Origin of the sequence: Streptomyces sp. NPDC008163, assembly GCF_042956885.1 — a bacterium.
Classification (GTDB): Bacteria; Actinomycetota; Actinomycetes; order Streptomycetales; family Streptomycetaceae; genus Streptomyces; species Streptomyces drozdowiczii_A.
On sequence record NZ_JBIBHG010000003.1, the window covers coordinates 180898 to 200521 of the forward strand.

At 73.8% G+C, this 19624-nt stretch carries 17 protein-coding genes; 7 read left to right on the top strand and 10 right to left on the bottom strand.

All coding sequences use genetic code 11. The features are described from left to right. The first annotated feature begins 312 nt into the window (after window positions 1-312). The 5 genes from ACFZAT_RS08815 to ACFZAT_RS08835 all read left to right on the top strand — a co-directional run bounded on the left by ACFZAT_RS08815 (window position 313) and on the right by ACFZAT_RS08835 (window position 8445). Window positions 313-1302, top strand: coding sequence for an NAD(P)-dependent oxidoreductase (locus ACFZAT_RS08815; RefSeq protein ID WP_391262158.1), 990 nt, complete (start codon window positions 313-315; stop codon window positions 1300-1302). A 95-nt stretch (window positions 1303-1397) separates the two neighbouring features. Further along, a complete protein-coding gene (locus tag ACFZAT_RS08820; RefSeq protein WP_391262160.1) occupies window positions 1398-2492 on the top strand; it encodes a substrate-binding domain-containing protein in 1095 nt (364 codons plus the stop codon). A 157-nt stretch (window positions 2493-2649) separates the two neighbouring features. Next, the gene (locus ACFZAT_RS08825) at window positions 2650-4068 is read left to right on the top strand and encodes a M60 family metallopeptidase (protein ID WP_391262161.1); all 1419 of its coding nucleotides are present in this window, start codon (window positions 2650-2652) and stop codon (window positions 4066-4068) included. Between the two features lie 29 nt (window positions 4069-4097). Then, the gene (locus ACFZAT_RS08830) at window positions 4098-6494 is read left to right on the top strand and encodes a polysaccharide lyase family 8 super-sandwich domain-containing protein (protein WP_391262163.1); all 2397 of its coding nucleotides are present in this window, start codon (window positions 4098-4100) and stop codon (window positions 6492-6494) included. A gap of 28 nt (window positions 6495-6522) precedes the next feature. Further along, window positions 6523-8445, top strand: coding sequence for a DUF2264 domain-containing protein (locus tag ACFZAT_RS08835; protein ID WP_391262165.1), 1923 nt, complete (start codon window positions 6523-6525; stop codon window positions 8443-8445). Here ACFZAT_RS08835 and ACFZAT_RS08840 read toward each other — a convergent pair whose 3' ends face one another. The 9 genes from ACFZAT_RS08840 to ACFZAT_RS08880 all read right to left on the bottom strand — a co-directional run bounded on the left by ACFZAT_RS08840 (window position 8446) and on the right by ACFZAT_RS08880 (window position 16415). After that, window positions 8446-9033: a GAF domain-containing protein gene (locus tag ACFZAT_RS08840; RefSeq protein WP_391262167.1), complete on the bottom strand. Its 588-nt coding sequence runs from the start codon at window positions 9031-9033 to the stop codon at window positions 8446-8448. It abuts the gene before it with no gap. Then, window positions 9030-9764, bottom strand: a complete 735-nt coding sequence (locus ACFZAT_RS08845; protein ID WP_391262169.1) for an ATP/GTP-binding protein — start codon at window positions 9762-9764, stop codon at window positions 9030-9032. Before ACFZAT_RS08845 ends, ACFZAT_RS08840 begins: the two co-directional genes overlap by 4 nt. Then, on the bottom strand, window positions 9742-10113 hold the full coding sequence (locus ACFZAT_RS08850; protein WP_026171133.1) for a DUF742 domain-containing protein: 372 nt from the start codon (window positions 10111-10113) through the stop codon (window positions 9742-9744). Before ACFZAT_RS08850 ends, ACFZAT_RS08845 begins: the two co-directional genes overlap by 23 nt. A gap of 2 nt (window positions 10114-10115) precedes the next feature. Next, complete coding sequence (locus ACFZAT_RS08855; RefSeq protein WP_161209832.1) at window positions 10116-10550, bottom strand: roadblock/LC7 domain-containing protein; 435 nt, start codon at window positions 10548-10550, stop codon at window positions 10116-10118. Window positions 10551-10557: 7 nt separating this feature from the next. Continuing rightward, complete coding sequence (locus ACFZAT_RS08860; protein ID WP_391262172.1) at window positions 10558-12429, bottom strand: ATP-binding protein; 1872 nt, start codon at window positions 12427-12429, stop codon at window positions 10558-10560. A 305-nt stretch (window positions 12430-12734) separates the two neighbouring features. After that, on the bottom strand, window positions 12735-13448 hold the full coding sequence (locus ACFZAT_RS08865; protein WP_391262174.1) for a C39 family peptidase: 714 nt from the start codon (window positions 13446-13448) through the stop codon (window positions 12735-12737). Window positions 13449-13601: 153 nt separating this feature from the next. Continuing rightward, window positions 13602-14597: a helix-turn-helix domain-containing protein gene (locus ACFZAT_RS08870; RefSeq protein WP_391262176.1), complete on the bottom strand. Its 996-nt coding sequence runs from the start codon at window positions 14595-14597 to the stop codon at window positions 13602-13604. 9 nt (window positions 14598-14606) lie between these two features. Beyond that, window positions 14607-15875 (bottom strand): MBL fold metallo-hydrolase, encoded by a 1269-nt coding sequence (locus tag ACFZAT_RS08875; RefSeq protein WP_391262178.1) that lies wholly within the window; start codon window positions 15873-15875, stop codon window positions 14607-14609. Between the two features lie 99 nt (window positions 15876-15974). After that, window positions 15975-16415 carry a TIGR03618 family F420-dependent PPOX class oxidoreductase gene (locus ACFZAT_RS08880; RefSeq protein ID WP_391262180.1) on the bottom strand — a complete coding sequence of 147 codons (441 nt, stop codon included), beginning with the start codon at window positions 16413-16415 and terminating at the stop codon, window positions 15975-15977. Between the two features lie 258 nt (window positions 16416-16673). On the opposite strand from ACFZAT_RS08880, the gene ACFZAT_RS08885 reads away from it, so the two are divergent. Further along, window positions 16674-17882, top strand: coding sequence for a Glu/Leu/Phe/Val dehydrogenase dimerization domain-containing protein (locus ACFZAT_RS08885; RefSeq protein ID WP_391262182.1), 1209 nt, complete (start codon window positions 16674-16676; stop codon window positions 17880-17882). A gap of 77 nt (window positions 17883-17959) precedes the next feature. Further along, window positions 17960-18550, top strand: coding sequence for a TetR family transcriptional regulator C-terminal domain-containing protein (locus ACFZAT_RS08890; RefSeq protein ID WP_391262755.1), 591 nt, complete (start codon window positions 17960-17962; stop codon window positions 18548-18550). Window positions 18551-18584: 34 nt separating this feature from the next. On the opposite strand, the gene ACFZAT_RS08895 is transcribed toward ACFZAT_RS08890, so the two are convergent. Continuing rightward, window positions 18585-19589, bottom strand: a complete 1005-nt coding sequence (locus ACFZAT_RS08895) for a DUF6745 domain-containing protein (protein WP_391262757.1) — start codon at window positions 19587-19589, stop codon at window positions 18585-18587. Window positions 19590-19624 lie beyond the last annotated feature (35 nt).

Sequence of the window (19624 nt, forward strand, 5' to 3'; positions counted from 1 at the left end):
TGGTGTGCCTTCTGCGGCGGCAAGTTAGTAAGCGGTTAACCCGAGCGTCAAGGGATCCGGGCGAACGTCTTCTCCAGTCGCCGTTCTTCCGGGCCAATTCCTGGGTCACGAATCCCAACAAACCTTCCCTATAGGCCCATTCGGGCTGGTCGCACGCTTGACGGTCGGCCGTGGACCTCCCTAGCGTGCCCGTCATTCGATAGAACACGATTACTATCCGGAGGCAGGGTGCGAACCACCGAAGAGGCGCCGGCCCGTTCCGGTACCGAGGCAGCGGATCCGCCCCGGAGGCGGCCGCGCACGGTCCTGGTCATGAGCGCGGGGCTACTGGACGACGTCTTCCCGCCCGCCGTCCGGTCGCGTCTCGAAGAGACCGCCGAACTTCTCGATCCGGCGGTGATCAGCGAGTTCGACTCCCCCGCCGCCGCCCGGGCGCTGGCCGACGCGGAGGTGCTGCTGACCGGCTGGGGCTGTCCGCCCGTGGACCCGGCTCTGCTGGACCGGGCTCCCGCGCTGCGGGCGGTCGTGCACGCCGCGGGGACGGTGAAGACGTTCCTGTCACCGGCCGCCTTCGACCGCGGGATCCTCGTCTCGTCGGCCGCCGCGGCCAACGCCGTGCCGGTGGCCGAGTTCACCCTCGCGGCGATCATCATGGGCGCCAAGCGGGTGTTCCCGCTCGCGGACCTGTACCGGACCCGCCGCACCCATCGCACCGCCGCCGACCTGGACCGCCACCACTGGCTCGGCACCCATGGTCTGACCGTGGGAGTGGTCGGCGCCTCCCGCATCGGCCGCCGTGTGATCGAGCTGCTGCGGGCGGCCCTGGACGCGGAGGTCCTGCTGCACGACCCGTACGTGAGCGCCGCCGAGGCCGCCCTCCTCGGCGTGACGCCGGTCGACCTGGACACCCTCATGGCGACCAGCGACGTGGTGTCCCTGCACGCCCCGGACACGCCGGAGACGCGGAACATGGTCGACGCCCGCCGGATCGGTCTGATGCGTCCCGGGACGCTGCTCGTCAACACCGCGCGCGGCCCGCTCGTGGACACCGAGGCGCTGACCGGCCACCTGGTCAGCGGCCGGCTGGACGCGGTCCTCGACGTGACCGCGCCGGAACCGCTGCCGCCCGGCCACCCCCTGTGGGACCTGCCCAACGTGTTCCTGACCCCGCACCTGGCGGGCGCCCAGGGCAACGAGGTGGGCCGGCTCGGCGCGCTCGCCGTGGACGAGCTGGCGCGGTACGCCAGGGGCGAGCCGTTCGGGCACCCCGTGCACCGGGCCGACCTGGGGAGGATCGCGTGACCGCCCCTCCGCGGCGGGCTCCGGGACCGCGACCGGCCGGGCCCGCCACGGCACTAGGCTCGTCGTCACACAACAGCCTTCAGGGGGTGAGCCGGATGCGCCGGCAGAGCACGGCCGGGGACGGACAGCGGCGGGCGACGGTCACCGACGTCGCCCGGCGCGCGGGCGTCTCGACGGCCACCGTCTCCCGCGTCCTGAACCGCAACTACCCCGTCGCCGACGCGACCCGGGAGCGCGTCGAGTCCGCCATGCGCGAGCTCGGCTACGTGGTCAACGCGCACGCCCGTGCCCTGGCCGGCGTCTCCAACCGCACCGTGGGCATCATCGTCAACGAGGTGATCGACCCCTTCTACGCGTACATCGCGCGCGGCGTGGAACGGGAGGCGGCGCTCGGCGGACGGCTCTGCCTGGTCTGCTGCACCCAGGGCGATCCGCAGCGCGAGCTGGCCTTCATCGACCTGATGCACGAGCGCCGCGCGGACGCGGTCGTGGTCGTCGGCGGCTCCATCGCGGACCGGGGCTACACCTCGGAGCTGGCCCGCCGGGCGCGCGAGCTGGACGCGGGCGGCTCGAAGCTGGTCCTGTGCGGCCGGCCCCCGCTCGGGGAGTCCGCGCCGACCGCCGCCGTGGAGTACGACAACGAGGGCGGCGCCTTCGCGATCACCGACCACCTGCTGATGCAGGGCCACGAGCGCATCCTCTACCTCGGCGGTCCGCCCCGGCTCTCCACCACCCGCGACCGGCTCGCCGGACACCGCCGCGCGCTGGAGCTGCGGGGTGTCCGGGTCGATCCCGAGCTGGCCCAGCCCGGCGCCTTCAGCCGCGGCTTCGGATACCGGAGGATGGCTGAACTCCTGCGCGATGGACCGGAGTTCACCGCTGTTTTCGCGGCCAACGACATGGTGGCCGCGGGTGCCGCGCAGGCCCTGGAGGAGGCGGGCGTGCGGGTGCCCAAGGACGTCTCGCTCGTGGGGTACGACGACATCCCGGTCGCCCAGGAGCTGCGCCCCCGGCTGACCACCGTCCATGTGCCGCTGGAGGAGATGGGCCGCCAGGCGGTGCGGCTCGCCGTGTCCGGCGGGGACGAGGACGACTGGCGGGAGCCGACCACCGGGGCGCTGCGGCTCGGCACCCACATCGTCGTACGCGATTCCGTGGCGCCCCGGTCCACCAGACCGCCGCGCAAGTGACCGGTTACTTCCTGCCTGTCCGCAGTTGGCCATAGAAAATCACAGTAACTTCCCGACTCCCCTTGCGGCTCGACAGCAACCGCTTACATGCTGACCGGGCACCCCCACCGATCCGCACGCCTTCGCCCCTCGTTCATGACTGCAGGGAGAGTTCCGCATGCGTAAGCACACCCCGTCCGCCGCCCCGGCCGCCTCCCCCGCCCCCGAGTCCGCCCCCGCATCGCCCTCTTCCGTGGGCCGCCGTGCCGTCCTCGGCGCGGCGGCGGGCGCGGGAGCCGCGACGGTCCTCGGCCTCACCGCCACCGCCGCCCAGGCCCGGCCCGCGACCGCCCGGCCCACCGGACACCCCGCCGGCCGCCCCGTGTCCGTGACCGTCACCGGACGCCCCGCCGCCGAGGCCGAACGGCTGCGGCTCGCCCAGGCGTTGCGCGGTTCGGAGTTCCAGCCGACCGGCCTGTACGTGCCCGCCGGCACCCCGCTCTCGCTGACCGTCCAGCCGCACGACGGCCTCGTCCCCACGCTCTGGATCGGCGCCTGGGACTACTACGGCGAGATCACCGAACCCCGCAGCTACCCTTTGGCCTCCGGCGCCAACACGGTGACCGACCCGCACGGCGGCCCCGTCTACCTGACGCTCACCGGGCACGGCGAGCGGGCCGGTGTGCTCTTCCGGTCCGGCGCGGTCCGCATGCCCGTCTTCACACTGGGCCGGACCGGTGAGGCGGACTACCAGCGCCAACTGGACACGCTGACGGAGTCGCCCTGGGTGGAGCTGCACGCCCCGCACACGATCATGACGCTCACCCGCGAGGGCGCCCTGCTGTACCGCGACGAGGACCACGCGGCGCTGCTCCGGCTGGTCGAGACCATCGTCGACTCGCACGCCCGGATCAGCGGGCTCGACGGCTCCGAGCCGGTGCACCGGCGCAAGGCGGGGCCGTACCACTTCACGGAGGTCAGCAAGGTGCCCACCGGCGTCGGCGCCTACGCCACGCACGGCTACAACGGCTTCCCGCGCGCCTACCTGGACCGGGCCACCACCGTCGAGGGCCTGCGCACCCGGGGCTGGGGGCTGTACCACGAGCTCGGCCACCTCCATCAGCAGATGGCGTACAAGCCGGGCGGCCTCACCGAGGTCACCGTGAACATCTATTCGCTGGCCGCGCAGCGCACCCTGAAGCAGCCGTCGAACCTGCTCACGGTCGACCCGGCGACCGGTCGGACCGTGTTCCAGAGCTCCCGGGACAAGTTCGGGACGCCCGGTCTCACCTACGAGAAGTCGTTCGGGGCGTACGAGAAGCTGGTGCCGCTGCGCCAGTTGGAGCTGGCCTTCGGGGAGGACTTCTGGCCGCGCCTGCACCAGTTGGTGCGCGAGGAGAACCCGCAGTCCGACTACACCGAGGACGCCAAGCGCTACCGGGCCCTGGCCACCTACTCCAGCCGGATCGCGGGCTACGACCTGACGGACTTCTTCGTCAACACCTGGGCGTTCCCCATCGACGCAACGGGCCGCGCCGAACTCGCCGCGCTGCACCTCCCCCAGCCGCCCGTGGACCCGAGCACGCTCTCCGACTGAGACCGCGACGACGAGGAAAGGGAATCATCATGCACCTGAGCAGAAGGACCCTTCTCGCAGCGAGCGGCGCCACGGCGTCGGTGGCCCTGACGGCGGGCCCGGCCGGGACGGCATGGGCCACAGCGCGGGAGGAGGATCCGGTCGACGACTTCGAAGGACTTCTCGACCGGGCTCGGACGCTGCTCACCGGGGGCGTCTTCGACCCCGCGGACCCCGACTTCGCCGCCGGGGTGGCCGCCCTGGACACCACGGCGGGCGCCCTGTGGGACAGCCTGGACCGAAGCGGGGGGCGGACCGCGCTGTGGTCCGACCTCTCACCGCTCACCGATCCGGGCAACTTCGGCCAGAGCTACACCCGGCTGCGGACGCTCGCCGTCGCGTGGTCCACGCCCGGCACCGCCCTCTCCGGAAGCGCGGAGACGGCCGAGGCACTGTTCTCGGCGCTGCGGTTCGCGTACGACACGGCGTACCACCCCTCGGCGCCCGAGACCGGCAACTGGTGGTTCTGGGAGATCGGGGCCCCGCGCGCGCTGATGGACTGCTGTGTGCTGCTGCGCGCCCATCTGCCCGCCGCCGATCTCGCGGACTACCTGGCGGTCGTCGACCGGTTCTGCCCCGACGCGGACCGCCGCACCAACTCCCCCACCCTGCCGGAGACCGGCGCCAACCGCACCGACAAGGCGGTGATCGTGGCGCTGCGCGGGCTCCTCGGCAAGGACGCGGACAAGGTGGCATCGGCCCGCGACGCGCTCTCCGACGTCCGCGACTCCGGCCGCAACAGCCTGTTCCGCTATACGACTTCGGATGACGGTTTCTACGAGGACGGCTCGTTCGTCCAGCACTCGGAGGTGGCGTACACCGGCTCCTACGGCACCGTGCTGCTCGGCGGCGCGGCCTGGCTGCTCTCGCTGCTGGCCGGCTCGCCATGGGCGGTGACCGACCCGAAGGTGTCGGTGATGTACGAGGCCGTGGAGCGGAGCTTCGTCCCGGTGATCTTCGACGGGCTGATGATGGACGCGGTGCGCGGCCGCGCCATCTCCCGGGAGCGGGCGGGCGACCACCGCGACGGTGCGGCCGCCGTCGCCGCGATCCTGCTCCTGGCGACCGGCGCCCCCGCCGGTCCGGCGGACCGCTGGCGCTCACTGGTCAAGGGCTGGCTCACCCGCAACCGCACCACCCCGTTCACCGCACTGGCCACCCTGCCCCAACTCGCCCTGGCCAAGGCGGTGCTGGCGGAGGCGGGCATCCGCCCCGCGCCGCGCACCACGGGCAGCTTCGTCTTCGCCGACATGGACCGCGTCGTCCACCGCCGCCCCGGCTGGGCCTGCACCCTGTCGCTGTCCTCGAAGCGCATTTCCGCGTACGAGGCGGGCAACGGCGAGAACCTGCACGGCTGGTACACCGGCGACGGCATGACGTATCTCTACGACGGCGACGACCTCGGGCAGTACAACGACGGCTTCTGGCCGACCGTCGACCCGTACCGCCTGCCGGGCACCACGGTCGACACCCGCCCGCGCGACGACCTCGGCACCGGCGCGGGCACCTCCACCTACCGGCCGCCGAACGCGGTGGCGGGTGGTGCCGCGCTGGACGGCCGGTACGCCGCCGCCGCGATGGAGCTGACCGGCGCCCCGGGAAGCAGCCTGCGGGCCCGGAAGGCGTGGTTCCTGCTCGACAACACGGTCGTGGCGCTCGGCGCGGGCATCACGTCGGGCGACGGCCGCCCGGTCGAGACGGTGGTCGAGAACCGCAACCTGGGCGCGGACGGCCGCAACCGGCTGCTCGTGGACGGGATCCCCGTCCGTAACGGCGCCTCCGGCCATGCCCGTTGGGCGCACATCGAGGGGGTCGGCGGCTATGTGCTGCCCGGCGGGGCCGCCCTGCGCACCCTGCGCGAGAAGCGCACCGGCACCTGGCGGGCCATCGACACGGGCGCGGACACCGGCGGCAGCACCGACCCCGTCACCCGCCGCTACCTCACCCTCTGGCTCGACCACGGCACCTCGCCGGACGGCGCCGGGTACGCCTATGTGCTGCTGCCCGGCGCCTCGGCGGCGGCCACCGCCGTCTGGTCGGCGTCCCGCCCGGTGCGCGTCCTCGTCAACGACGCCACCGCGCAGGCGGTGGAGGACCGCAGGACAGGTCTGACCGCCGTGCACTTCTGGGCCGCCGGTACGGCCGGGGGCATCACCGCTTCCGGTCCGGCGACGGTCCTGGTGCGCCGGCGCGGCGCCCGGGTCTCCGTGGCGGTCGCCGATCCCGGCCGCACGGGGACCTCCGTCACGGTCGGCCTGCCGTTCGCCGTCCGCGAGGTGGCCGAGGCCGACGACACCGTCGACGTCACCCCGGGGCGCCGGCCGTTGCTGACCGTCGCCGTCGGCGGCTCCCGGGGCCACACCCACCGCGCCGAACTCGTCCAGTAACCCCGCACACACCAGGAGCACCACCGTCATGTCCGTCGCCCCGCATCTGCACCTGCCGCCCACCGACCGGATCCTGTCCTCCCGCACGGGCTGGACCCGGGCCCACTGGGAGGCGACCGCCGACCGGATGCTGGACGCGCTGACGCCGTACGCGACACCGGGCTTCGCCCAGTACCGGCTGCCGGGCCGGAACAGCTGGTCCGGTGTCGTGTCGGACGGCCTCGAGGGCTTCGCCCGGTCGTTCCTGCTGGCCGCGTTCCGGATCGCGGGCGCGGGCGGGGCGGTCGACCCCGCGCTGACCGAGCGGTACGCGGCGGGGCTCGCAGCCGGGACCGACCCGGCGAGCGGGGAGGCGTGGCCGCGTCTGACGGACTGCTCGCAGCAGTTGGTGGAGGCGGCGTCCGTCGCGATCGCGCTGCACGAGACGCGGCCGTGGATCTGGGACCGGCTCGACGCCCGGGTGCGGGAGCGGATCGCCGACTGGTTCTCCGGCTTCGTCGGCGGACGCACCTGGGACAACAACTGGCGCCTCTTCCAGGTGGTTTCGGAACAGTTCCTGGCGTCGGTCGGCGCCCCGTACAGCCAGTCCGACATCGAGGGCGGGCTCGACAGGATCGAGGACTGGTACGTCGGTGACGGCTGGTACACCGACGGCAGCGAGCGCAACTTCGACTACTACATCGGCTGGGCCATGCATCTGTACCCGCTGCTGTGGGCGCGGATCGCGGGCCCGGACGGCGACGGCGGACGGGCGGCCGTCTACCGGGAGCGGCTGAGCCGCTTCCTGGAGGACTATCCCCACTTCTTCGGCGCCGACGGCGCCCCGGTCCACCAGGGCCGGTCGCTGTGCTACCGCTTCGCGTCGCTGGCCCCGGTCTGGATGGGCGCCGTCGCGGACTGCACCCCGCTCGCACCCGGACTCACCCGGCGCCTCACCTCCGGGACGCTGCGCCACTTCGCGGAGCGGGGGGCGCCCGACGAGCGGGGGCTGCTGACGCTCGGCTGGTACGACACGTTCCTGGCGTCCACGCAGCCGTACTCCGGACCGGCGTCCCCGTACTGGGCGAGCAAGGGCTTCCTCGGGCTGCTGCTCCCGGCCGACCACGAGGTGTGGACGGCACGCGAACGGGCGCTGCCCGTCGAGGAGTCCGACACGTACACCGCGCTTCCGGCGCCCGGCTGGCTGCTGCACGGCACCCGGCACGACGGGATCGTCCGGCTCGTCAACCACGGCAGCGACCACAACCCGCTCCCGGAAGCGGGCGACACCGACCCGGACGCGGGGGCGGGCGACGACGATCCGCATTACGCGAAGCTGGCGTACTCGACGGCGACCGCCCCGGAGTCCGCGCCGCACGCCTTCGCCCGGAACATCGACAACCACGTGGCACTGCTGGCCCCGGACGGCACCCCGTCCCGGCGCCGGCGCATCCACCCGGTGCGCTGCGCGGACCGCGTCGCCGCGTCCTGGTCGGCGGCCCGGCTGCCGGGCGACGAGCGCGCGTACCGGATCGAAACGACGAGCGTGCTGCACGGGCCGTGGGAGATCCGGGTGCACCGGGTCGAGGCGCCGCAGGGCGCCGTGGTCCGGGAGGGCGGCCACGCCGTCGCGCACCGGACCGGCCCGTTCGCCACCTCGGGCCCCGGGTGGGCGCTCGCCCGGACCGCGGACGGCCTGTCCAGCGCGGTGGTCGGCCTGTACGGCTGGGACGGCGGGCCCGAGGACGCCGAGGTGGCGCGGGACGTGGAGTCCAACGCGCACGGACCGCACTCGGCCGTTCCGTATCTGCGCAGCGCTCCCCACCCGGGTGGCCGGAGCGTCCATGTCACGCTCGTGGTGCTGTCCCGGGACGGTGTCCACCCGGAGGCACTGCGCACGGCCGTACGGGTGCGGGTGGCCGGGGACGCGGTGACGTTGGGCTTCCTGGACGGGCGCACGGTCGAGGTCTGATCAGAAGCGGGGGGCGTGGTCCTCCCTGCGGTCGAGGTGGCTGATCAGCTCCTGCGCCAGGGACTTGATGGTGTCGAGCCCCGCCCTTCCCCAGGGGCGGGGCACGGTGTCCACGGCGCAGACCGCGCCGAGGGCCATTCCGGTGCGGTCGATGAGCGGTGCTCCCAGATAGGAGCGGATGCCTATGTCGTCCACGACCGGGTTGCCCGCGAAGCGCGGGTAGTCGCAGACGTCCTCCAGGACGAGTGCCTTGCGCCGGACGACCACGTGCGGGCAGTAGCCGTGGTCGAGGGCCACGTACCGGCCGCTGCTGCCGCTGCCCGCCGCGGTGGCCCCCAGGTCCGACCCCCTGCGGGTCCCGGCGGGGGTGTGCAGTCCGGCGTAGAACTGCCGGTTCCCGTCGATGAAGTTGACCATCGAGAACGGCACGTCCGTCACTTCGGCCACCCTGTCGGCGAAGGCGTCGAAGTCGTCGAACGAGGCGTCCTCGCGCTCCCCCAGGCCGAGGCTCCGCAACCGTCGGCTGCGAGCGGGCGCCTCGCTGTCCACGGGGGTCAGCAGCAGTCGCCCGGCGGCGCGCGGGATCACGGCCTGGCCCCGAATCCGGCGTGCCCGGGAAGCGGCACGGCGTCGTCGGTGGCGTTGATGAGGTGCTGGACCAGCGTCACCAGCGTGCCGGTGCCGGAGCTGGCGATACGGGCGTCGCACAGTACGACCGGCACCTCCGGCGACAGGTCGAGCGCGGCGCGCACCTCTTCGGGCCCGTAGCGGTAGGCGCCGTCGAACTCGTTGACGGCGACGACGAATCCGATGCCGCGCCGCTCGAAGAAGTCGACGGCCGCGAAGCACTCCTCCAGCCTGCGGGTGTCCGCGATCACGACCGCTCCCAGGGCGCCCTGCGAGAGTTCGTCCCACATGAACCAGAAGCGTTCCTGGCCCGGTGTGCCGAACAGGTACAGCACGTGCTGGTCGTCCAGCGTGATGCGGCCGAAGTCCATCGCCACGGTGGTGGAGGTCTTCGACTCGACGCCCTCCAGGCTGTCGGTCGCGGCGCTCGCCTGGGTCAGCAGCTCTTCCGTGCTCAGCGGCGCGATCTCGCTGACGGCGCCGACGAACGTCGTCTTGCCGACCCCGAATCCCCCGGCGACGAGCACCTTCAACGCGACGGGGAAGCCCTCGGGCGCGGCCGGCGGGGCGGCGTACGCGGCGGTGGCGGTGTCCTGCCCGTACCCGCCGCCGGTGCCCTCGTCCGCGTAGCCGTAGCCATAGCCGGAGCCGTCCGGGTAGCCGTAGCCGTCAGAGCTGTCGTCGTAAGCCATCGAGCACTGCCTCCAGCAGATGTCGGTCGGTGGGCATGTCTTGGAAGGCGGGCGCGTGGGCGGTGACGGCGCCGCAGTCGACCAGGTCGGAGAGGAGGACCTTGGTCACGACGGCGGGCAGTCGCAGATGGGCGGCGATCTCGGCCACCGATGTGGGGCCCTCGCACAGTCCCAGGGCCACCGAGTGCTCGGGGCCGAGGTGGGTCTGCGGAACGCTCCCGGTGGCCATCACCAGGGACAGCAGGTCGAGCACGGCCGTGGGACGGGTACGCCCGTTGCTCACCGTGTAGGGGCGGATGAGGCGGCCCGCCGCGTCGTCGAGCAGCGGCCCGTCCTGAGTGACCGCCATGGTCACAGCCCCGCGGTGCCCGGTGTCCCGGCCGTCTGTCTCACCGGGGTCATCAGATAGGGCCGCACGCTCTTGACCAGCATGGTCATCTCGTAGCCGAGGACGGCGGCGTCGGCGTTGCGGCCGGCGAGGACGGCCAGACAGGTCCCGGAGCCGGCGGTGGCGACGAAGAGGAGCGTGGAGTCGAGCTCCACGACCACCTGCCGGACCTCGCCGTTGTCCCCGAACCTCGCCCCGGCGCTGCGGCCGAGCGAGTAGAGGCCCGCCGCCAGCGCCGCCATGTGGTCGGCGCTGTCGGCGTCCATGCCGTGGAGGGACTTCACCAGCCCGTCGGCGGAGAGCAGGACCGCGCTGCGGGTGTACGGCACGCGCTGGACCAGTCCGCTCAGCAGCCAGTCGAGGTCCGAGACCTGACCGGACGGCATATCGGTCGCCATGGGGCATCTACTCCTTGATGGGGTTCGCTGCGAGTGGGTCGTGGGCACCGGCTCCGTGCAGTTGCGCGGGCTGGGCGGCGCCCCGGACGGGGAGCGGCCGGGCCGGTGCGCCGAGTTGGGCCGCCGTCGTCATGTGCGTGGTACCGGCGGGCGCCTCGGGCGCGGGCTCCTCCTCGGCCTCGGCCCGGGCCTCGGCGAGGTCGATGCCGCGCCGGAAGGCGGCGACGAGTCCCGGGTCGTGCAGGACGGGCTCGTCCCCGGACCGGGGCGCGGGCGCCTCCCTGAGCTGCGGGACCAGGTGTTCCTGGTTGGCGCGCCTGGGCAGCACGGGCCGGTCGGCCGCGGTCCTCGGCGCGGTCGCCTCGTCGGACGGGGCAGCGGGCGCGGCGGGCGGGGTGTCGTCCGCCGGCCGGTCCACACGCTCGGCGCGCAGCGGCAGGGGCGGTGCCTCGTCCTGGCGGGCCGGTCCCGGCTGCTGCGGGGCGCGGTGCGGGCTGGGCTGCTGGCTGGGGACGTAGGGCCGGCGTTCCGGCTCGGGGGCGGGCGCCGGTTCGCGCGGTGCCGGGCGCTCCTCCAGGGGCGGCGGGCGATGCACGGGCCCGGGGGGCGGGACGGGCGCCTCGCCGGCCGCGCCGGGGGTGTCCTCGTCGGCGCCGAGCAGGGTCTGCGGGAGGACCAGGACGGCCTGGGTGCCGCCGTAGATGTTGCTCTGGAGCCGTACGGCGATGCCGTGGCGCCGGGCCAGTGAGGCGACGACGAAGAGGCCGATGCGGCCGTCCTGGAGGAGGCGGGCGACGTTGACCTGGTCGGGGTCGGTGAGCAGGGCGTTCATCCGCTTCTGCTCGTCGCCGGGCATGCCGAGTCCGCGGTCCTCGACCTCCAGGGCGAGCCCGGCGGTGACGCGCTGGGCGCGCAGCAGGACCTGGGTGTGCGGGGCGGAGAACACGGTGGCGTTCTCCACGAGTTCGGCGAGGAGGTGGATGACGTCGGCCACGGCGTGCCCGCGCAGGGTGCCGTCGATCGGGGGGACGAGCTTGACCCGGGGGTACTGCTCGACCTCGGCGATCGCCGAGCGCAGCACCTCGGTCATGGTGACCGGGTTGCTCCACTGGCGGCGGGAGACGGCGCCGCCGAGCACGGCGAGGTTCTCGGCGTGGCGGCGGATGCGGGTGGCGAGGTGGTCGACGTGGAAGAGCCCCTTGAGCAGGTCCGGGTCCTCGACCTCGTGCTCCAGCTCGTCCAGCAGCTGGATCTCGCGGTGCACGAGCGACTGGAGGCGGCGGGCGAGGTTGACGAAGACCTCGACCTTCTGGTCCTCGCCGCTGGGCTCGGAGAGCCGGGATGCCTCGACGACCGCGACCACGGCGGCCTCCTGCTGGCGGCCCAGCTCCTGGGCCAGCAGTTCGAAGGGGTCGCCGCCGGGCGGCGGGCTCTGCGGGGCGCGCCGGGCGGGGACGGGTTCGCCGTTGCGCAGTTGTTCCACGACGCGTTGCAGTTCGGCCTGGCCCTGGGCGCTGGTCCGGCGCAGCGCGAGGCAGCGGCCGAAGACCGTGGTGGCGGCGCGGTTGGCGGCCAGGAAGGCGGAGAGGATCGCGGCGAGCGCGAGTGCGGCCGCCGAGCCGAGGGCGGTCCAGAGCTCCGTGGACGGCCGTGCGTGGCCCGCGCGGGCGGTGAAGACGACGGCCGCGGCGCCGGCGAGGGCGACCGCGAGGGCCGGCAGCACGGCGGTGCGCAGGAGTTGAGGGCGTATGCGCGCCTCGGGGGTCGGGCGGGCGGCGCGTGGTCTGGCCGCGGCCGAGTGGGAACGGGCGCCCGGTCGGCCGTGCCGCCCGCCCTCTCGTCGGTCCGGTCGCGCGTCGGGTGCGCGAAGTTGAGACATCAGCGTCCTCGGTACGTGGGGCCCCAGGCATCTGCGTACATGTGGTGGCACCTACGGTGGTCGGGCATTCTCGGGTCATCGGCCGGGCAGGCCCGGAGAATATGAGCCCACCGTTGATCACCGGGCACACACGGTAGTCGCCGGAAGTGCGGCCGTGATGGGCAGTTGTGGAACTTGCCCGCCATCCGTCCCGCTCTGGTATGAGCGCTCGCACGGGCGACCGATTCCTGTGGGCCGGTTTCCGGGTGCGGACGCGCGTGGGCCCCCTCGGCGTGTGCCGAGGGGGCCCGCGCGTCGGGTGCCGGTTATGCCGAGTAGCCCTTCGGCGGGATCAGGGTGGCGAGTTGGTCGAAGGAGAGCCAGTAGATCTGGTTGCCGCCGAAGGAGGCGGGGTCGGCGATGAGGACGGTGCGGTCGGCGTCGTCGTAGCCGATGACCGTGAAGTAGTGGTAGATCGTCTGGTTCGACGGGTAGCCGGGCGGCTGATTGCCCGGCGGGGCCACGATGTTGGCGACCAAGGGGTAGTTGCGGTCGATGTCGAAGACGACGTCGTACCAGAGCAGGTCGCGCTGGGCCTGGGTGGGCGGGTCGTTGGGCATCTCCTTGGTCTCGTACCAGCCGCCGCCGAGGTCGGCGTTGAGCACCCCGGTGACCTGGGATATGTGATCGGTGCCGTTCACGGTGGTGCCGAGCTGCCGGGCCAGGTCGGACTGGCTGGGCGGGGAGATGCGGGCGGAGAGCGCGATGCGGGTGGCGGCGGGACCGCACCAGTAACCGGTCTGCTGGACCTGGTAGTCGACGTCCAGCCAGTGCGCGGTGGCGGTGCTCCCGGCGTCCACCGTGATCCGGGTGCCGGGCTGGTTGTGCCCGCTGACGACGGCGGTCCCGGCCGACGAGCCGTGGGCGGTGACGGCGGCGGCGCCGATGTGCGGGTCCGCCGAGGCGAAGGCGGTGCCGGGCTGGACGAGGGCTCCGACGGCGACCGCGGCGACGGCGGCGGACACGAGTCTCCTGCGCATGAAGGCTCCTGAGGGTGGGGGGACGGGCCTTGGGTGCGGAACGGCCGCGCGGGTGGGTGCGCGGCCGTTCGATGCAGGCCACCAGGGTCGTCCCGCCGCAGCCGGGCCCGCAAGGACCGAAAGCCCGTGCTTACAGGCGCAGGTGACGCGCCGTCATGCAGGGGCCGGGTCCTCGGTGGCCAGCAGGGCGCGCCCCTCGGCGGTCGCGACGTGGAAGGAGCGCCCGGCCCGGCGCACGGTCGTGACGAGCCCCGCCTCCCTGAGCACGTTCAGGTGCTGGCTGACGGCGGGGTGGGTCACGCCGAGGAGCCGGGCCGCCTCCAGGGTCGAGCAGCCGGTGCGGGTGGCGCGCAGGACACCGGCGCGGGTGTGGCCGAGGAGCGGTCCGAGCGGCCCGGACCCGGGTGCGGAGCGGGTGCCCCGGGCGGGAGCGCACCAGTCGGGGGTGTGGTGGATGGGGTAGACCAGCACGGGCGGGAGTCCGCCGTCAGCCAGGGTGGCAGGGGTGGGCCAGCAGAAGAACGACGGCTGGAGCACGAGGCCCCGGCCGCGCAGCCGGAGGTCCTGGTCCACGGGGTACGCCACTTCGAGGACGGGCGCCCGCCAGCGGAACTGCGGTCCGAGTCCGGCGAGCAGTCCTTCGGTGCCGCCGTCGAGGAGGCTGCGCAGCCGCAGGGCGCGGTCGGCGTCGATGTCGGCGTGCACCCGGCGCCAGTGCGGTGCGAGGGCTTCCCGCTGGTACGTACGCAGGGCTCCGCCCAGCTCGCGCAGGGCGTCCGCGTCGCCCCCAGCCAGCTCACCGAGCCAGCCCGGCAGGCGTGCGGGGGCGGCGAGGCGGGCAAGTTCGGCGCGGAGCCGTGGGCGCGGGGTGCTCAGCAGGACGTCGACGGATGCCTGGAGGGAGCCCCGGTCACCGGTCGTCGGCGTGAGGAAGTCGGGTGAGTAGCCGCGCGGCGGCAGCAGGCGGGAGAGCAGGCGCGGGCTGCCGGAGAGCCGGGGCCGCGCCCAGCGCCGCCAGGCGCCGAACTCCCGCTCGCCGTCGCGCCGCTGGAGGGTCTGCACACTGTTGCTGATCTCCCAGAGGAAATCGGGTCCGGGCGCCACCCGGACCCGCGCGAGATCGTCGGGGGTGAAGTGCACCCGCAGCATGGCGGGGCCTCAGGGCTGAGGAGTCCGGTCACGCTCCCGGCCGGTCCCGGGGCTCGCGCCGGCCGGCGCTTCGTGGACCTGTACGTGGACCGGGGGCCAGTTGCCCCAGCCGGGGGCCGGCTCGGTGGCCACGGCCCGCCACCACGGGTCGACGGGCGACGGATCGGCGGGCTCGAAGGGCTGCCCGGGGCGCGGGGAGACCATGGTCACGCCCACGGACTCGGTGGCGCGCATCGACCACTCGGCGGGCTCCGCCCAGGGGTGCAGCGCGAGGTTGAACGTCCCCCAGTGGATCGGCAGCATGACGCCCGCGCCGGGGTCGTCGCCCTGGAGGTCGAGGTGGGCGCGCACGCCCTCGTCGGGGCTCATGTGGATGTCCGGCCAGGCGCCCGGCTCCGGCAGGCTGTCCGTACGGTCCTTGGACCAGTACTGGCTGTACGCACCGATCTGGATCATGGTCGCGTCGAACGGGCCGTGCTCGGCGCCGATGGTCCGGAAGCCGGGGAAGTATCCGGTGTCGCCGCTGTGGTAGATCCGGTGCTCGGGTCCGGCGACGGCCCAGGAGGCCCAGAGCGTGTGCTGCTGGTTGCGCAGGCCGCGTCCGCAGAAGTGGCGGGCGGGAGTGGCGGTGAGGCTGATGCCGTCGACCGTCGTGGTCTCGTTCCAGTCGAGCTCGCGGAGCCGGTCGGGGGCGACGCCCCAGCGCTCCAGGTGCGCGCCGACGCCGAGCGGGACCGCGAAGACCGTGTCCGTACGGGCGAGGGCGCGGATCGTCGGGAGGTCGAGGTGGTCGTAGTGGTCGTGCGAGATCACCACCACGTCGACCGGTCCCAGGGCGCCGAGGGGCACGGGGGCGGGGTGCAGGCGCCGGGGGCCGGCGAACGCGAAGGGGGAACAGCGCTCGCCCCAGACCGGGTCGAACAGCACGCGCCGCCCGTCGATCTCGGCGAGGACGCTGGAATGCCCCATCCAGGTGATCCGGAGGCCGGAGGCGGGCGGCCGGGCGAGGTCGGCGACGGTGGTGGCGTGCACGGGAACCGGGGCGGCGGGGGCCCGGAGCACCCGCTCCTCCTTGCGGAAGTAGACCCGGGCGAACTCCAGGGTGGAGCCGGAGGGTCTGATCCGCGCGCCCACCGGGTTCTGGAAGACACCGTCGGCGAAGTTGGGGGACCGGCGGATGCGCTCCATCCGCGGGCCGTCCGGGTCGGCCCCGAAGGCTGCGGGGCGCAGCGCACGCAGCCGGGTGCGCAGCGGGAGCGTGTGGTCGGCGCCGGTCACGGGAGTCTCCTGAGGAGTCGGTGTCGTCTCATTATGGACAAGGGGCACGACAGTGCGAGAGGAGAACGTCCGGGGGACGGCGTTCCCGCTCCGACCGCCTTACCCGCGTTGCTGTCCGTACACGTGCTCGACGTGGAGGCGCAGGACGACGCGCCGGTCCCGGACCATCGCGGCCCGGTAGTCGTCCCAGTCGGGGTGCTCGCCCTGCACGTCGCGGTAGAGCCGGATCAGCTCCTCCACGGTGCCGTCCGCGGGGTCGGCGGCGGCCGGGGACAGCTCGGCGGTGCCCTCCGCGACCGTCCAGGCCCAGCGGTCCTCGCTGGTCACGTGGTAGCTCGCGCGCGGGTCGCGGCGCAGGTTGCGCGTCTTGGCGCGGCCCTCGGTGACCGAGACCCGGACGATGTGCTCGTCCGGGTAGTAGAAATGGTTGACGTTGGACAGCTGGGGCCTGCCGTCCTTCTTGAGGGTGACCAGGACGCCACCGTCGTTCTCGCCCAGGAGCCGGAGCAGCTCTTCCTGCCGTGCATCGAATGCGGTCATGCCGCTGCAACGAACGGCCGCGGCGGAGGATTCCGCATTCCTGACGTGATCCGGTCCGCTCCCCCGGGCCGCCGCCCGGCACCGGTGCGTTCCGGCCACCGGGCGGCGCGGCGGCGGATGCCGCGTTGACAGGGGCGCCGCACCTCCCGATACTGACCGACAGTTCAGTACCGGGTCCGGTCGCCTCACGTCCCGGGCCCGCCGCCCGCCGAAGAATTCCCAGGACCGCCCGCCGACAGTGACCGAGGAGCACTCCCGATGACGACGCCTCCGGTGTCCCCGCCCGCCCCGCTCATTTCGCTGACCTGGACCGACCACGCCACCGGCTGCCGGGGCCACCTCGTGGTGGACCGGCTGGTGCGCGGGGTGTCCAGCGGCGGCCTGCGAATGCGCCCGGGCTGCACGCTGGAGGAGGTGGCCGGCCTGGCCCGGGGCATGACGATGAAGGAGGCCCTGCACTTCGACGCGGACCGGCCCGGGGCCCGCTACATACCGCTGGGCGGCGCCAAGGGCGGCATCGACTGCGATCCGCGCGACCCGGCGGCCTACGGCGTCCTGGTCCGCTATCTGCGGGCCATGCGCCCGTACATCGAGACCGTCTGGACGACCGGGGAGGACCTGGGCCTCTCTCAGGACCTGGTGGACCGCGCGGCGGCGGAGGCGGGTCTCGTCTCCACCGTGCAGGCCGTCTACCCGCTCCTGGAGGACGAGGCAGCGGCCCGGCGCCGGCTGGCCGACGCCTTCGCGCTCGAGGTGGACGGCATCGGCCTGGACGAGCTCGTCGGCGGCTGCGGGGTCGCCGAGGCGGCGCTCGCCGCGCTGGACCGGGACGGGGTCGCGTACGAGGGTGCGCGGGTGGCGCTCCAGGGGCTCGGGACCATGGGCGGGGCGACCGCCCGCTTCCTGTCCCGGGCCGGGCTCCGGGTGGTCGCCGTCGCCGACATCAAGGGCACGATCGCGAATCCGGACGGGCTCGACGTCGAGGCGCTGCTCGCCGCGCGGGACGCGCACGGCACCGTGGACCGGGGCGTGCTGCGCGCCGGGGACCGGGAGCTGCCGGGCGACGCCTGGCTGGTCCAGGAGGCGGAGGTGCTCGTCCCGGCCGCCGTGTCCTACGCCGTGGACGCGGTGAACCAGGCCGGGATCAGGGCCCGCTGGGTGGTGGAGGCCGCCAACATGCCGGTGCTGCCGGAGGCGGAGGCGCTGCTGGCGGCGCGCGGGATCACCGTGCTGCCCGATGTGGTGGTCAACTCCGGGACCAACGCCTGGTGGTGGTGGACCCTGTTCGGCGACATCGGGGCCGACGCGGACGAGGCGTTCGCGCACACCCGGCGGGCGATGCGCGAACTGGTCGGTCTGGTGCTGGCCCGCGCGGCGGCGGACGGGTGCACACCGCGGGCGGCGGCGCACGCGGTGGCCGCAGGCCGGCTGCCGGTGATGGCGGAGCGCTTCGGCTGGTACCGCTGACCGGGACCGCCGGTCCGCCCGGCCTGCTCCGGGCGTGCATTGGTTAGGGTGGCCGCGTGGCGAGAGTGCGGTTGGGAGTGGCGGAGCGGCGCGAGGAGTTGCTGCGTGCCGCCGTCGAGCAGATCGAGGTACGCGGTGTCGCCGCCGTACGGATCGCCGATGTGGCGTCCGTGCTCGGCGTGAGCAACGCCCTCGTGCTGTACCACTTCTCCACCAAGGAGAAGCTGGTCGCGGCCGCCTTCGCGCACGCCGCCGAGAGCGATCTCGCCCACTTGCGCAAGCTGTTGAGCCGCCGCACGACCGCCGTACGCAGGCTGCGCGCGGCCGTCCGCTGGTACGCGCCGACGGGCCAGGCCAAGGGCTGGCGCCTGTGGATCGAGGGCTGGGCGGCCTCCCTCCGCGACCCGGCGCTGCGCAATGTGGCCGGCGATCTCGACCAGCAGTGGAAGGCCGAGCTCGCCGAGGTCATCGAGGAGGGCGCGGCGGCGGGCGAGTTCCACTGCGACGACCCGATGTCCGTGGCCTGGCGGCTGACCGCGCTGCTGGACGGGCTGGCCGTGCAGATGACCTCGTACAACGGTCCGCTGTCCCGGGCCACGATGCTGGAGTGGACCGAGCAGGCGCTCGCCCGTGAGCTGGGCATCGACCACGAGGCCCTGACGTCCTGACCTCGCTCACCCTCTCCGCGGTCCCCTCCCCCGGTCAGGTCTGCCGAAGCGGTTCGTAGACCTCGCTGTCGAGGCCGAAGGTCCAGGCGACGCCCTCCCTGGCGGTCCTGGTCCTGGGCGGGACCCGGAGCCAGTACGTGCGGTGGGTGCCGTCCGGCTCGGGCGTCGAGTTGACCACCTCGACCATGACGACGTCCTCGTCACCGGCGAGCGCGATCCGCCAGAGGATGCCCGTCTCGTCGCGGTGGACCGGTTCGGCGCCCGACTCGGTGAGGTAGCGGTCGTAGCCGTAGTACTCCAGCATCACGCGGCGCAGCTCCGCGTTCTCCTCGTCGCGGATGCGCTTCGGGGTCAGCGCGGCCAGCTCGTCCAGGAAGTCACGGGGCACGGGCATGCCGCGCCAGGCGTACAGGGCGAAGCCGTCCGGGTAGGAGAGCGCCGGTCCGTCACCCCGGTCGAGGCGGCCCGCCTCGTCGCGGTGCAGGGCCTCCGGACGCTCGCAGATCACCACGACCCGCTCGTAGGGCCACCACCAGCCCGCGTTCCGCGCCACCGCCGCCAGTCCGTCGAGCCGGTCGCCCCGGCCGTCGAAGGCGGCGAGCCACGCCGCGTCGTGCTGCCCGAGAACCGCGTCGAGCAGGACCAGGCGCACGCGGGACCCGGCCTCGGTGTCCTCACCGGCGAGGTCGGCGACCACCCCGGCCCGTATCCGCTCGGCGAGGGCCGCCGTGGTCTCCCAGAGCTGGGCGCCGGTGGCCGACCAGAGGGCGGACCAGCCGGCCGGGCCCAGGGCGTCGTACACCCGCCGCCGCTCCTCCGCCCAGGGCCGGGTGCGCACCTCGTCGCGGACCGAGCGCCCCTGGCCGGTCAGCTTGCCGACGGCCTCCACGGCCTCCCTGGGCGAGCCGGCCCAGACGAACTCCTCCGGCTCGGCCAGACCCGCGCCGCGGTAGGCGAGCCGCACCCCGTCCTCGGCGGCCGCCCGGTCCGCCGCGCCCGTCGCCGCCGCCACGGCCCGCCAAGAGTCCACGTACTGCATCGGTTTCCCCGTCCCCTGTTCCACTCTGAATTCCT

Excerpts from the sequence above, each read along its gene's own strand:
- ACFZAT_RS08815 (WP_391262158.1), top strand. The coding sequence starts at position 313 with ATGAGCGCGGGGCTACTGGACGACGTCTTCCCGCCCGCCGTCCGGTCG.
- ACFZAT_RS08820 (WP_391262160.1), top strand. The coding sequence starts at position 1,398 with ATGCGCCGGCAGAGCACGGCCGGGGACGGACAGCGGCGGGCGACGGTC.
- ACFZAT_RS08825 (WP_391262161.1), top strand. The coding sequence starts at position 2,650 with ATGCGTAAGCACACCCCGTCCGCCGCCCCGGCCGCCTCCCCCGCCCCC.
- ACFZAT_RS08830 (WP_391262163.1), top strand. The coding sequence starts at position 4,098 with ATGCACCTGAGCAGAAGGACCCTTCTCGCAGCGAGCGGCGCCACGGCG.
- ACFZAT_RS08835 (WP_391262165.1), top strand. The coding sequence starts at position 6,523 with ATGTCCGTCGCCCCGCATCTGCACCTGCCGCCCACCGACCGGATCCTG.
- ACFZAT_RS08845 (WP_391262169.1), bottom strand. The coding sequence starts at position 9,764 with ATGGCTTACGACGACAGCTCTGACGGCTACGGCTACCCGGACGGCTCC.
- ACFZAT_RS08850 (WP_026171133.1), bottom strand. The coding sequence starts at position 10,113 with ATGGCGGTCACTCAGGACGGGCCGCTGCTCGACGACGCGGCGGGCCGC.
- ACFZAT_RS08855 (WP_161209832.1), bottom strand. The coding sequence starts at position 10,550 with ATGGCGACCGATATGCCGTCCGGTCAGGTCTCGGACCTCGACTGGCTG.
- ACFZAT_RS08860 (WP_391262172.1), bottom strand. The coding sequence starts at position 12,429 with ATGTCTCAACTTCGCGCACCCGACGCGCGACCGGACCGACGAGAGGGC.
- ACFZAT_RS08865 (WP_391262174.1), bottom strand. The coding sequence starts at position 13,448 with ATGCGCAGGAGACTCGTGTCCGCCGCCGTCGCCGCGGTCGCCGTCGGA.
- ACFZAT_RS08870 (WP_391262176.1), bottom strand. The coding sequence starts at position 14,597 with ATGCTGCGGGTGCACTTCACCCCCGACGATCTCGCGCGGGTCCGGGTG.
- ACFZAT_RS08880 (WP_391262180.1), bottom strand. The coding sequence starts at position 16,415 with ATGACCGCATTCGATGCACGGCAGGAAGAGCTGCTCCGGCTCCTGGGC.
- ACFZAT_RS08885 (WP_391262182.1), top strand. The coding sequence starts at position 16,674 with ATGACGACGCCTCCGGTGTCCCCGCCCGCCCCGCTCATTTCGCTGACC.
- ACFZAT_RS08895 (WP_391262757.1), bottom strand. The coding sequence starts at position 19,589 with ATGCAGTACGTGGACTCTTGGCGGGCCGTGGCGGCGGCGACGGGCGCG.